Origin of the sequence: Ureibacillus sp. FSL K6-0165, assembly GCF_038004285.1 — a bacterium.
Taxonomy (GTDB): Bacteria; Bacillota; Bacilli; order Bacillales_A; family Planococcaceae; genus Ureibacillus; species Ureibacillus thermosphaericus.
The window spans coordinates 2,032,796-2,045,952 of sequence record NZ_JBBOQS010000001.1 but is presented as its reverse complement, the minus strand read 5'-3'; the positions used below and the strand labels follow the sequence as shown (position 1 = coordinate 2,045,952).

13 protein-coding genes are annotated in these 13,157 nt (G+C 32.1%); 5 read left to right on the top strand and 8 right to left on the bottom strand.

Annotated features, from left to right (window positions below; translation table 11 throughout):
* Positions 1–671: 671 nt before the first annotated feature.
* The 3 genes from NST00_RS10190 to NST00_RS10180 form a co-directional block, all read right to left on the bottom strand.
* The gene (locus NST00_RS10190) at positions 672–1,040 is read right to left on the bottom strand and encodes a helix-turn-helix transcriptional regulator (protein ID WP_168412567.1); all 369 of its coding nucleotides are present in this window, start codon (positions 1,038–1,040) and stop codon (positions 672–674) included.
* A gap of 279 nt (positions 1,041–1,319) precedes the next feature.
* Positions 1,320–2,069 (bottom strand): HAD-IIB family hydrolase, encoded by a 750-nt coding sequence (locus tag NST00_RS10185; RefSeq protein WP_340709932.1) that lies wholly within the window; start codon positions 2,067–2,069, stop codon positions 1,320–1,322.
* Positions 2,070–2,291: 222 nt separating this feature from the next.
* Complete coding sequence (locus NST00_RS10180) at positions 2,292–2,486, bottom strand: hypothetical protein (RefSeq protein WP_016838108.1); 195 nt, start codon at positions 2,484–2,486, stop codon at positions 2,292–2,294.
* Positions 2,487–3,287: 801 nt separating this feature from the next.
* Between NST00_RS10180 and NST00_RS10175 the strand changes: the two genes are divergently transcribed.
* Positions 3,288–4,679, top strand: a complete 1,392-nt coding sequence (locus tag NST00_RS10175; protein WP_016838110.1) for a hypothetical protein — start codon at positions 3,288–3,290, stop codon at positions 4,677–4,679.
* Between the two features lie 185 nt (positions 4,680–4,864).
* Here the strand turns inward: NST00_RS10175 and NST00_RS10170 are convergent, their stop codons facing one another.
* Positions 4,865–5,023 carry a hypothetical protein gene (locus NST00_RS10170; protein WP_016838111.1) on the bottom strand — a complete coding sequence of 53 codons (159 nt, stop codon included), beginning with the start codon at positions 5,021–5,023 and terminating at the stop codon, positions 4,865–4,867.
* 128 nt (positions 5,024–5,151) lie between these two features.
* On the bottom strand, positions 5,152–5,577 hold the full coding sequence (locus NST00_RS10165) for a GatB/YqeY domain-containing protein (RefSeq protein WP_016838112.1): 426 nt from the start codon (positions 5,575–5,577) through the stop codon (positions 5,152–5,154).
* A gap of 323 nt (positions 5,578–5,900) precedes the next feature.
* Here NST00_RS10165 and NST00_RS10160 point away from each other — a divergent pair, with 323 nt between their 5' ends.
* Entirely contained in the window at positions 5,901–6,695 is a 795-nt protein-coding gene (locus tag NST00_RS10160) for an enoyl-CoA hydratase/isomerase family protein (protein ID WP_016838113.1), read from the top strand.
* Between the two features lie 160 nt (positions 6,696–6,855).
* Here NST00_RS10160 and NST00_RS10155 read toward each other — a convergent pair whose 3' ends face one another.
* Positions 6,856–7,659 (bottom strand): hypothetical protein, encoded by an 804-nt coding sequence (locus NST00_RS10155; RefSeq protein WP_016838114.1) that lies wholly within the window; start codon positions 7,657–7,659, stop codon positions 6,856–6,858.
* A gap of 165 nt (positions 7,660–7,824) precedes the next feature.
* Here NST00_RS10155 and NST00_RS10150 point away from each other — a divergent pair, with 165 nt between their 5' ends.
* On the top strand, positions 7,825–8,988 hold the full coding sequence (locus NST00_RS10150; RefSeq protein WP_016838115.1) for an aminotransferase class I/II-fold pyridoxal phosphate-dependent enzyme: 1,164 nt from the start codon (positions 7,825–7,827) through the stop codon (positions 8,986–8,988).
* 138 nt (positions 8,989–9,126) lie between these two features.
* On the opposite strand, the gene NST00_RS10145 is transcribed toward NST00_RS10150, so the two are convergent.
* Together NST00_RS10145 and NST00_RS10140 are read right to left on the bottom strand one after the other, a co-directional pair.
* Entirely contained in the window at positions 9,127–10,296 is a 1,170-nt protein-coding gene (locus NST00_RS10145) for an AI-2E family transporter (protein WP_040764551.1), read from the bottom strand.
* Between the two features lie 115 nt (positions 10,297–10,411).
* A complete protein-coding gene (locus NST00_RS10140) occupies positions 10,412–11,362 on the bottom strand; it encodes an LCP family protein (protein ID WP_016838117.1) in 951 nt (316 codons plus the stop codon).
* Positions 11,363–11,548: 186 nt separating this feature from the next.
* Here NST00_RS10140 and msrA point away from each other — a divergent pair, with 186 nt between their 5' ends.
* Both msrA and NST00_RS10130 read left to right on the top strand, forming a co-directional pair.
* On the top strand, positions 11,549–12,067 hold the full coding sequence (gene msrA / locus NST00_RS10135; RefSeq protein WP_016838118.1) for a peptide-methionine (S)-S-oxide reductase MsrA: 519 nt from the start codon (positions 11,549–11,551) through the stop codon (positions 12,065–12,067).
* Between the two features lie 388 nt (positions 12,068–12,455).
* Positions 12,456–13,112, top strand: a complete 657-nt coding sequence (locus NST00_RS10130; RefSeq protein ID WP_340709931.1) for a 2OG-Fe(II) oxygenase — start codon at positions 12,456–12,458, stop codon at positions 13,110–13,112.
* Positions 13,113–13,157: the final 45 nt, after the last annotated feature.

Genomic DNA, 13,157 nt, shown 5'->3' with positions numbered 1-13,157 from the left:
AACAGTTCATATTATTAAATTTTTATTAATTTAAACTAATAAATCGGTAAAATAAATACAGTTATTTCAATTCTGTCTCACTATTACAAGTATTCTTATATTTTGAGATTTAACTTCCGATAAGATATATTATGTAAACTAAAAACAGAAATAAAAAATTAGTTTATTTTCATTCCATAAAATATGAATTCTTTCCCACCCATTGAATAATCAATAAATGGTTGAGTATCAATTTGTTGGTTTCAAAAGTTTAAGAAGAATCATTAATAAAAGTTTTATCTAAATTGACTTGCCTCATGATTAACTTTTGATGTTTTAGTCCAATTAACCGTAAATATAAGTGATTTCCCAACAACAATCTTTACTTATCAAAACTAAAATTGATATGTTTGAACACCTATATATTATAAGTAGAAAATTTATTATCTCGAGAAATGCTACTGAGGGTTTGATCGTTCCATTGGCAGCAAAATATACTCCATCTCCATATTTTATTTCGTTTTAAGTTGCTCTCGCTCTTTTCAGCAATCACTATTATATACGGTTGTTCCGTATATCATAAACAATTCTAAAATCAGACATTTCATTCATCGGAGATTTGCTTGGACTAAAATAAGTAATAGAGGATGGGTTATCAAATAATACATAATGTAAGATACAGATTTTTCTATTTAACCTCTCTTCTGGGAATAATTATCTTTTAGAGCCCTATTTAGTAGTGCAATTGAACGGTCGATATCAGCTTTAATCGTATCTTTATAGGCTTTTACCTTCTCTTTGTCTCCCAGCCTATAAATATAAATCGTCTGCATTTCTGTTCCTTCTTTTGTTATTGGCTCCCTAACAACATAGCCCTCTTTTAACAACTCATGCAAGGACTTATAAATTTCAGATTTTGTTGGTTTATAACCGAGATCTTTAAAATGATTTTGTAATTCTTCTAATATTTGAAGTCCATAAAGTCTTCCCTTCTCTGCTGCATGAAGCATATAAAGTTTTAAGTAAGCTCTTTGTTTAATGACAAATGTACTTTTCCCCATTTTATCCCTCCATAATAGCTGTACGTGTTTTTACTTGATTTTAATAAATCGTTCGGAGCGAGTGTTTTCAATAAATAAAGGATTTTTTAGAACCATCCTCTATAAGAATATAATAAACGAGTTTATTGATAAAAGTAATATGTCCTGACGAACTTTTTGTCAGGCCAAACCACTTATTATATGATTTTAAAATTTCTCTCCAGGTCGAAATTTATTGCTTTATAAGAATCAAATGGCTACTAAAAATTGCTTTTCAAACGCACTTCAATTGTTCAGTTATCATAATAATGAGAGGATTTTATCTGAGATTGCTTGTTCAACATCGCCGCGCATCGATAAACTTTCCTTCGCAAAAGGTGCTAGTTGTTCGTTTGAACCAATCATCACGTTATGGAATGCATGTTCAAACATCGATATATCATTTGCATCATTCCCGAATACAATATATGTATTTTCCTCAATTCCCAATGACTTTAAAGCACTTCCTTTATGAATCCCCTTTGGACTAATATCTATTACATCTTCATTGCGATGTCTATGTACAAAAACATCAAGTTTTAAGACCTGTTCAGATAATTTATCCATATCATTAGCTGTTAATAATAATACTTTTACAATTTTATCAAGAGAATCTATATTTACTTGTTTTGCTAATTTTCCTGGATCAATATTATGAAAAATTGGGTGTGTTTTCGGTCCAGTATAAGCATAATTCCATTCCCCATCAATCAAATAAGTAGCTTGATACAGATTAATCAGTTCTTTTAATTCTTCCACTACCTTCTTTGGAAATGTGTGACTTTTTATCACTTTTCCCTCTTTCCATATTAATGAACCATTTCCGCCTATCATTGTCAGATCATGAAATTCTTTATCTATTACAGGCAGCATATCACGAATGGGGCGCGCTGAAGCAAAAATGATTTCATGCCCTTCTTCCCTCAACTTTTTTAACGATTGAAGAATTATTTTTGATATCGGTTGCCCATTAAACACAATCGTCCCATCTAAATCGAACACATATATCAATGAACTCACCTTTTCTATGGAATAATACCATTTTAATGGTAGACTAAAATAGAGTACTTGTAAATAAATCCCAACAACATCTTTTTTTATGTCATATACACTGCTTTTGACGCTCTATAGTTCAAATCAAAATACGCTAGTTACAGAAACTGTGTAACTAGCGCTCGACAAATTGAGGTCGCCTACATATTGCATTGAGACGCCCTTTATATTTTAACTAGATTATGCTCTAGCAATTGTTAAGTTAGTAGTATCTGTACTTAATAATCTTGTTGCTCCGCTAATGAAAGTTACCCAAACTAAGAAATTATCTTGGAATGCAATGAAGATTCCTTGTTGGTTTGAAAAACCATTGCCTCCTACCAAAATAGTGTCACCGAATTCTAATCCTAAATTGTTAAAGTGTTTTTCCATCACTTCATTCACCTCCATTCTTGAAGTTACTATAATAAATGCAAGTTTTAATAATTGATTTGAGTCATATGTACTAGAAATGAAGGAAAAAATTTCACATTTTTATAGAAAATCATCTAACGTAAATCTCCTTCTACAAATGCCTATTCCTATTAAATAAAAATAATAACAACAGGCAAAATAACAGTAATTAGACAATCACTAACTTCCTGTATTATCTAAAATTTTTATATAATCCTTCAAATTTAATTGGAGTAACCATATCATTTTCACGTGCTAGTCCTTCCCCTTCCCCACTTCCCTTTTACCAACTCGAAAATATTTTCTTCAGCAATGAAAAGACTATCAATATTATTTAGGATGAATTTCCTCTACCTTAATTTTTTGATCTGCCCACTTGAGTTATATTGCCTCTCTTACAAATTTCGAGGAAAATTATTCTGTTACAAAACTAGCAACCTGGTTTTTCTAATCATATTTGCTGTTCCATTAAAAAACATTTTTATAGAAGTTCTATTTTGAATAAAAAAATCATCCAAACTTTCGTGGATGATTTTTTTTATAAATGATCATTTTTTACTTAATTATTGTTCATGTTCAATCAAAGAAAATGAAGAATTTGTTAAAATTAATAAAATTAAATGCAAATTATTCATGATTATGATATAACTTTCATAAACTTTACAAGATAGTCTATTAGTACATATACATGGAAATACTGTTGTTTTTTCCATCAATTTATTCAAACAATTTATTCTACGTTATTATTCCTAAAAGGGTATAATAACAATATGGAGGTCGAGCATGCTTAAAATTAAAAAAATCGAATTTATTAAAGCAGTATATGATGAATCTTTATCTCATAATATTTTTTCTATTGCTAACATCTATTTTTCAAATTATCCGCCCATTCTAGGTGCGTTAATATATTGGAAGAAAAATAATTCGCGGTCTGAATTTACTCGTGAAGGAGAATATAAATTTTATTACAATCTTGATGATATTACTTATTTTGCTGCTGTAAAATTTCCAAAAGATACGAAGTTAACGAGAGATCAAAAACAAGAATTATCTTATATTTTATTAGACGAAAGAGGTTCCATCGGGACATATACCATCAAAACTCATCCAAGCCGTCGAAAGCGATTTAATCCGAAAAAAACCCTTGAACAATTAAACATACCTGATGATTTTGATGTCACGTCCATACCTGTTCATTACGGTCCTATTATTGATGAAACAAGTGCAGAAGAAATCCAAAGAGACAATCCGCATTTATCAAAGAAATTTATAATGGATTATTGTTACTGGAGATATAGTTTAATAAAGTTGCATCCAACGGAATTTGAGCCATATTTAAAATATGTAGATTTTGCTTATGTATGTTATGCATGTGATCAAATCACTGAAAAATATTTAATCGATCATTTAGATTTAGTAGATGTTGCCGCGCTGCAATATAATTATCCAGTACTCGCAAGACTAACTCCTTCATTTAAAAAATATATTGTTGACGAATTAATACGTAAAAAAGAAGAAATCAATCCTCATTTTGCAGATGAAATTGATGAATTTATTGAAGATGACACTTATTTTAGTGAATATGCAACCATTCATTTATTAGATGAAGATGAATATGAGGAAGAAGAGGAAAAAATAGATTTCCAATTTTTTGAGTTTGATCGCGGTCCATTTAAATGGCCTGGCAGCGAACACATGGTAAAAGGGATTCCTTCCCTCGCTTGCCAGTTATATGATGACATGGGTTATAAAAAACCAACAAATGAAGAAATGGATGAACAATTTAACAAATACAATGCAAAACAAATTTCATTAATTAGTGCGATTTTAGAGCCCCATTGGTTAAATCGATATAAAGATAAAATTGATTGGAAAATCGTATGTTTATATAATAAACATTTAACGGATGAATTTTTAAATGAGCATATAGAATACGTAGACTTTGAATGCTTAGGAAACAATTTAAGGTGTGTTTTATCGGAAGAATTCATTGAAAAACATATGAACCAATTCAATCACGATAAACCGGTACCATTAATTATTCGCTTTTTAACAGAGCAAATGTATTTAAATCATAAAGATAAAATCAAAGTAAATTCCGACTTACTTTTCCAATACTATGATTGTATTGGTGCTCCCGAATACAATCGTATACTCGATTTATTGGATGAATAGCTTCATTATCTTTTTAATTGAACGCCATTTTTAATGAAAATGGTGTTATTTTTTTACATACTGCAATTTTTTGCAAATAAATACCTCACTTGTTGTTACAAAACAAGTGAGGCTTTTAATCGACTTCAATTTTAAATATATCCAAATTATTAACCTCTTTCCTATAATCTAGCGATTTTATCTGATTATTTAACTTGTTCTTTCATTATTCGTGCATGCTCATTAAATCTGTCTAACTGTTCTTGAGATAAATGTTCGATAAAGTTTGTAAAATTGATTGGTTCAAGACCAAACTGCTCACATTTTGAAACATAATACTCATAGCCTTCTTGATAAATTGTCATACATATCCCCCTTTTACATTGTACTATAACAGTTGTTTTATTTTGATTCTAATATAGTACAGTTTTAATTTTCTGTCAACGGTAAAATGAAAGACTTGTCTAAAAATTTAAACAAGTCTTCGTTAACCTTATATGAGGCTTTTCACCATTTTTGCGATTGTTGCTCCATCAGCCTTGCCAGCAAGGAGCGGTTTTGCAATTTTCATCGCCTCGCCCATATTCATTCCTTTTGTAATACCTGCGTCCACTAAAATTTTGACAATTTCTTCTTCTGATAATTGTTTTGGTAAGAAGCTTTGTAATATTTCCAGCTTACGATTTTCTTTTTCAATTAAGTCTTCACGGCTCGCTTGTTTTGCACCCTCTAACGCTTGTTGAGTCTGTTTCAATTCACGATTAATAACCGCTACTTCTTCTTCAAATGAAAGTTCAGAGCCTTTTTCTTTTTCTGCTTGATCTAATGCAGATTTTAATAATGTTAGAACTCCTTTCGCCACAACATCTTTTTCTTTCATCGCTTGTTTTAATTGTTCAAAAACTGTTTTTTTCAACATAATTATGCTCCTTTATTGATGTTTTATGTATTTCATTATAATAAAAATATTCAACCATATTAATTAATAGACATTCATTGTAATGGCTAACACTACATTTAATATAAATATGTGCTCGATTGAGCTTGCAGTATCACTACGGCGATTGGAGCAGATGGTCATCACAATGTTTCATTTCTTTTTGTTCCTCCTCCCTACCCTTCACTAAATAAATTTGTCGATTATTTCTGAAAATTGTTTAATTTATTGTGAATATTGAAATAGCTGTAGGATAATTTACTTAATTCAAGTAATATGAAACTAATGTAAAGGAGGTATTGAGAATGCAAGTTCGTACGACGAGACTCGAAGAAGAAGAAGCAAAAATTGTCTATCAAGAAACAGCTGGTTTAGCCATTATCACCATTCATCGACCGCAATTAAAAAACGCTTTGACAGCAAAAATGTGGGATCAACTAGCAAAAATCGCTACGCAATCTATAAAAAATCCAAAAAATAAAGTATTAATTCTTCGAGGATCCGGTGAGAATTTTACTGCTGGTTCAGATATAAAAGAATTCAATCGCATGTCATTAGAAGAAGCTGAAGAGGCCTTTGTTCGAATGGAAAATACAATCTCCACCATCGAAAACTTACCACTTCCTACAATTGGTGTCATTAACGGTCCAGCGATGGGAGCAGGTCTTGAGCTTGCATTAGCTTGTGATATACGAATTGGTTCTGAGAAAGCTCGCATGGGAATTCCAGTTGGGAAGCTCGGCATTACATTGAATAATAAGTTTGCAAAACGACTCGTTGATTTAGTTGGCCCAGCAACGACAAAAGATTTTGTTTTCACTGGCCGTACATTTAAAGCAGAGGAAGCATATAGAGCCGGTATGTTAAACTACTTAGTGCCTGAAAAAGATTTAACTCGTTTCTCTATTCGTTTGGGAAAACTAGTGGCGAGCATGTCCCCTGCTTCATTACTGGCGGTCAAAAATTCGGTAAAAGAGTGCGTTAACTCAACTCCAGCCCTATGGCAAGGCACTACATCTTTTGTCGATCCTGAGGATTTTCCTGAAGGAGTTCGTGCTTTCGTTGAGAAACGAATGCCTCAGTTTAGACGGAAAAACTAAAGCTTTGTAGGCTTCAGAAAAGTCATTAGTAAATCCAAATCACGGCTATCAATTCCCTTTCGCCTAAAATCAATAACTGCAAGTAGATGTTTTCATATAATTCACACAAAATGCAATAGTAAGACTGTCCGAAAAAGTATTGTAGTTTTTGGACAGTCCTTTACATTATTCCTTTAATAAAAATTTGCATTTGCATTGGTTCAAATTCAAAATGGCGTTGAAATTCAATGGAAATCTGCTTTTGCAATTCTTCGATAGCATTGACCACATCGTAATGTACTGGTGCTTTAATCTGAAGGGATATATAAATTTTTGGCGTCAATTTCTTCATTGTGAATTGTATAGAATCTACTTTCGCGATAACCGGATAATTCGAAACAACATAGTGAATTAAATCAATAAAAACATTCGGTGATATTTCAATTGTTTGACGATGAAAATCAGGTTGAACAATCGTCGTTTCTCCTAATTTCACCCGATTCTTTGAAAAAATATCAAACCCTTTTTGAATAAAACGTTTAAAAAAATTTTGCTCCACTTGACGATAAGGAATGGGCATTAAATGTTTACCTTGAGTCGAGCGAATAAATTGAGCTAATTTAATCTCATTTTTCGAGCGTATGTTATCAATATAATAAAACTGTTGAATTGGACCAATGTTCAATTGTTCAGCAATTTTTTTTGTCATTTTATCGCTCGTTCCAATAATTAAAATCGATTGAATATGATGTTTTTTTATTGCATCCATTACTTCTTTTCTATGTAATTCATCTTGAAATATCGCTCTTCGAATAGCTTTTATTGTATTTTTTTCAAATTTTGCTGAAGTACCTGCAATTTTTTGACCGTTCTTAATTAATAATCCATCATCAATGATTGCTTCAATTCGATGATCATGGGCAAACTGTAAAGCGCTCGTGCTTTTTCCAGAACCACTTGGACCACTTAGGGAATACACTCTCATATTTTCATCTCCAAAACTTTTACTATTTTTCTTGTATCATAAACAAAATTGTTAATTAAATCAAAAAACTTAATTTTTACTGTATTGAAGAAAGATTAAAAGTATTGAAAAATATGTTAAAATATTTTTTATATTCAAATTCGTCAAAATTAAGGAGTGTTACTATTGAATATTGTACCTTCTAAGAAGATGTCATTATTCCAACCAGCAATATTCGGTCAATTAAAGGATCATGCAAGAGCTTATCAAGAAAAAGGAATGAAAATGATTGATTTGAGCCTTGGAAGTCCAGATCTACCACCTCATGAAATGCTTCGCAATCACATGGCGGAAAAAAGCAAAAATCCTGCTGCCTATGGGTACACATTAACAGGAACAATGGAATTTAATGAGGCAGTTGCACGCTATTATAAGAGAGTCAATAAAGTAGATGTTAATGCCGAGTCAGAAGTTTTACTCACAATGGGTTCTCAAGAAGGACTAGTTCATTTACCAATCGCCTTTTGTGATCCTGGCGATATCGTTCTCACTACAAATCCTGCTTATGTCGCTTATATTGCCGGCATTCATTTGGCAGGTGCCCGCCCCTATTACATACCATTAAATAAGGAAAGAGGATTTCTTCCAGAATTAACAGCGATTCCTGAAGAAATTGCCCAGCAAGCGAAATTGCTTATTTTGAATTTACCAGGAAATCCTGTTCCGGCAATGCCTACTATCGAATATTTTACGGAAGTTGTAGAATTTGCAAAAAAATATAACATTATCGTCCTACATGATGCGGCCTACTCAGAATTTTACTTTACTGGAGAGGGACCAATCAGCTTCTTAAATGCTCCAGGTGCAAAGGATGTTGGAATAGAAATCAATTCTCTATCAAAAAGTTTCAGCTTAGCTGGCGCCAGAGTAGCTTACATCGTTGGCAATAGAGAAATGATAAATATTATGAAACAATTGAAATCAAATTTAGATTACGGTATTTTTGAACCGATTCAATCCACTGCCGCACTTGCTTTAGACAATTCGGAAGTTATCACTGATCATTTACGTAAGACATTTGCTGAAAGACATCATGTCATTACAAAAGGGCTAGAAAAAATCGGTTGGGAATACGCCCCATCAAACGGAGGGATGTTTGTTTGGGCGAAATATCCTTATTCCATTGATAGTGTGTCTTTCGCATTTAAAACTATAGAACAAGCAGGAGTAATCATGGTCCCAGGAATTACATTCGGATCTGAAGGAGAAGGATATGTACGCATTGCCCTCGTTCAAGAAAAAGAATTATTAGAGGAAGCGATTGAACGGTTACGCGAATTAAAAATTTAATATTATTCGAATTGATAAGCTATCATTCACTTGAATAGTTGAATGATAGTTTTTCTTTATTTAGAGCAGCGTTTATTACTTTAGTCATGCGAAGATATTTCTTCTAAAAAATAAAAAACCGGCTAATAAATAGCCGATTTATTCTACATGATATTTATTCGTTTCATCTTCTTCAAATCGATTATAGCGCCTTTTAAACAATTGGAACATGTATGTCACTAACACTTTCAGCAAGGCATATCCTGGAATTCCTAATACGACCCCAGCCACACCAAATAATGAACCCGCTGTTAATAATACGAAAATAATCGTAATTGGATGAATCTTTAATGAAGAACCCATGATATTCGGTGTAATAAGCTTTCCTTCAATTAATTGTACTATCGTCCATACTATAATTAATTTCAACACCATCAATGGTGAATTTACGATTGCAATGATGATGGCAGGTGTGATGGCGATGGCTGGCCCTAAATAAGGCACAACACTTGTAATCATCGCTAAAAATCCAAGTAAAAACGCATAATCTAACCCAATGATTAAAAATCCGATTGTCATCATGACGCCGATGCAGAAAGAAACTAAAATTTGACCTTGTATGTAATGACTGATTTGATGATCCATTGCTTTCATCACTTTGGATGCATCATTTCGCATGCGAGGAGGAAAAATACTTAAAATGAATTTTGGGAATTTTTCTCCTTCATATAATAGATAGAATAAAATAAACGGTACTGTTACTAAAGATAAAACGATTCCCGTTACCGTTGAAACAAATCCTGTGATGCCACTCGCTACAGTAGTTGCTAAATTCGCAAAAGTTTCCCTTACCGTCGTAATTAAATTGTTCGTTACATCCAGTAATACTCGGTCATAATCAATATTGTATTTTGAGAATAGTTCATTCACACCAGAATTATTTAAAAACGTAACAGTCCCTTCTACAACTGCCATGAAATAAACAGGAAACTCATGTACTAAATTCGTAAATTGATCCCGCAAAAATGGAAAGACAAGTAATACCAATAATGTAATGGCGCTAATCGCAATAATGAATATTAAAAAAATTGACCAAATTCTCGGGATCCACCGTTCCAACAAATACAATAACGGTCTAAATAAATAATATAAAATGACAGCAAGAACTCCTGGGAGTATTACTACTTCAAACAATACTTGAATCGGATAAAAGATAAACGAAACTTTATTAAAAACGAAAATTACGCAGCCTAATAATAAAAGAACGATTAGCGAGAAAAGTAAATTTTTACCTCCAAGAAATCGAATGTATTTTGTTGTCTGAAACATGGAATATTTATTTTGTTTTACTTCTTGCTCTAATTCTTTGTCTTTTTCCAAAAAATCACCTCATCAAATTTCGACAAAATTATTTTATCATGAATAATTTCTGAAAAAAACTTCTCTACTCCCCTATTTTTAAAAATTCATGCAATTTTTTCTTATTGGCCTCCAAGTCGATTTCAATGACCGATCCTGCATGTTGATAGGAGTTAAATCGATATGTCCCTTCTACAGGAATTGTCATCTTTTCGATGGAAGGTGATCCACCTTTTGCAATTGATAAAGCAGTTTTTAGTTCCTCTACTGAAGACATATCCGTGATGATATAGCCTTGTGCCGCACCGATAAGTTTTGGTAAATTTTTAACATTTTGCGGCTTTAACAATTCGTCTTTTAATGCTTCAATGACTTTTTGTTGACGCTCTACCCTTCCAAAATCGCCTTCAGCATCGTGTCGAAATCTCGCATATCCTAATAATTCTTTACCGTTTAAACGTTGCAAACCTTTTGTTAAGGTTACACCAATATAAGCGGACATGTCTTTTTCAACTTCTATTTCAATACCATTTGGTGCTAAAATATCAATCATCGCTTCAAAGCTTTTGAAATCAATCACCATATAATGATGAATCGGGATTTCAAACATATGATTCAATGTATCCTTCAACAGTTGTACCCCACCTAAATAATAAGCGGTATTTAATTTCCAACGATCATATCCTGGTATATCTGCATAAATATCTCGCATGAAAGAAACTAACTTTAAATCGTTGGTTTCTTTATTCCAAGAAAGAACCATCATCGTATCGGATCGGGATTTTTCCTCTCCCCTACTATCCACACCAATTATTAAATAATTCTCGATTTTTTCTTTAGGTTCATCGGGTGTAAATTCTATTTCTTCTTTATTCTCTTCGCCAGCCAGTTCCAACCCCGTACGATATTGGTGAATAGAATATGCAATGATTGCAATCAGCACAATGAAAATTGAAAATAGTATTACTCTACCTTTACGTAAACGTTTTTTCTTATAACGTTTTTCACTTCTACTACGAACTTGATTTTCTTCCATATTCATTCCCCTTAGACATATAACTTTATAAAAATATAACGATAATCAAAACGATAAGTTCGATATCAATTATTATACTATGCTATTTTACGAAAAGCTTTTTTTGTATATAAAAGTTGTAAATTTGATACTATAAAGTTATCTTGTAACATTGTTAAGAATTTTAAGCAATAGGAAGTGAAAAAAATGGAAAAAGCAACATTTGCTGGTGGATGTTTTTGGTGTATGGTAAAACCATTTGTTGAATGGGAAGGTATTGAAAAAGTAACGTCAGGTTATATGGGAGGACATGTTGAAAATCCTACATATGAAGATGTAAAGTCCGGGAAAACTGGCCATTTAGAAGTCGTTCAAATCGAATTTAATCCGAATATTTTCCCATATGAAAAACTACTTGAAGTTTATTGGATGCAAATCGATCCAACGGATGATGGAGGACAGTTTCATGATCGCGGAGAATCTTACAAAACAGCTATATTTTATCATTCAGAAGAGCAAAGAATCTTAGCGGAAAAATCGAAAAAAGAACTGGAAGCAAGCGGCAGATTCAAAAAGCCAATCGTAACTGAGATTCGACCTGCCATGATATTTTATGAAGCAGAAGAATATCATCAAGATTATTACAAGAAAAATCCCGAACATTACCTTGAAGACCGGAAGAAATCCGGAAGAGATGAATTCATTAAAAAATACTGGAATAAATAAATGTTGAGCGGTTAAAAGTGTGTTACTTTTGCCGCTCTATTTTTGACTGTTTTTAATTTTATAATTTACTGCCTTTCACTAAAAATATATTTCTGACCACTTATCCTAAAAATTAGTTTACATAATATTATTATCAAAATCTGAGAGTATAACTCTTTCCTTCTCCATTAGTGTGCTTGGTGTCTATATCCGACTTCATACTTTAGTAGTCAATGATATTAATAGTAATAAATTTTAATAGGAAGAAATCATTATAAAATAATCCATTCTCAAAAAAACAGTAATGATAAAACGAAAAAATTATAGTAAAATTTAATTATTCAAATAAAATATTCCTTTTTATACCTTTTTATTCCATTATATTCCAGTTAATCGGAGGGAATGAGCATTGACTACATATGTTACAAATACTCGTTCAAATGAACCAACAATTTTTAACTTCACTGGAAACAAAATCAAAACAGAAGACAGAGAAATTGATGTATTGGTAAAATTTGAGGAACCTTTAGTCGTTGTACTGGGTTCTGTATTAGATGATGAAGAATGTGACAGATTAATTGAATTATCAAGAAATCGTCTTCAACGTTCCAAAATTGGTGTAGAAAAAATTGTTAGCGATATCCGAACTAGTAGTGGAGCATTTTTGTCGGATGTTCAAGATGACCTTGTATCAACAGTTGAAAAAAGAATTTCTTCTATTGTAGGTATCCCTGTTGAACATGCGGAAGGTTTGCATATTTTAAATTACAAACCTGGACAAGAGTATAAAGAGCATTTTGATTATTTCGCAGCAACAAGTAAAGCAGCAAGCAATAATCGAATTTGTACAGTTGTTTTATATTTAAGTGATGTGGAAGATGGCGGAGAAACCTATTTCCCAAAACTTGGATTAAAAGTGTATCCTAAAAAAGGAATGGCTGTATATTTTGAATACTTTTACAACAACCAAACATTAAATGAATTAACATTACATTGTGGCGCTCCAGTTAATACAGGTGAAAAATGGATTGCAACGCTGTGGTTTAGAAGAAAGAAACTCGATTAATTTAATATGACAAATTTCCTTCTTTTCTTAAAAGTCATTGCCTAT

Excerpts from the sequence above, each read along its gene's own strand:
- NST00_RS10175 (WP_016838110.1), top strand. The coding sequence starts at position 3,288 with ATGCTTAAAATTAAAAAAATCGAATTTATTAAAGCAGTATATGATGAA.
- NST00_RS10160 (WP_016838113.1), top strand. The coding sequence starts at position 5,901 with ATGCAAGTTCGTACGACGAGACTCGAAGAAGAAGAAGCAAAAATTGTC.
- NST00_RS10155 (WP_016838114.1), bottom strand. The coding sequence starts at position 7,659 with ATGAGAGTGTATTCCCTAAGTGGTCCAAGTGGTTCTGGAAAAAGCACG.
- NST00_RS10145 (WP_040764551.1), bottom strand. The coding sequence starts at position 10,296 with ATGTTTCAGACAACAAAATACATTCGATTTCTTGGAGGTAAAAATTTA.
- msrA (WP_016838118.1), top strand. The coding sequence starts at position 11,549 with ATGGAAAAAGCAACATTTGCTGGTGGATGTTTTTGGTGTATGGTAAAA.
- NST00_RS10165 (WP_016838112.1), bottom strand. The coding sequence starts at position 5,577 with ATGTTGAAAAAAACAGTTTTTGAACAATTAAAACAAGCGATGAAAGAA.
- NST00_RS10170 (WP_016838111.1), bottom strand. The coding sequence starts at position 5,023 with ATGACAATTTATCAAGAAGGCTATGAGTATTATGTTTCAAAATGTGAG.
- NST00_RS10140 (WP_016838117.1), bottom strand. The coding sequence starts at position 11,362 with ATGGAAGAAAATCAAGTTCGTAGTAGAAGTGAAAAACGTTATAAGAAA.
- NST00_RS10190 (WP_168412567.1), bottom strand. The coding sequence starts at position 1,040 with ATGGGGAAAAGTACATTTGTCATTAAACAAAGAGCTTACTTAAAACTT.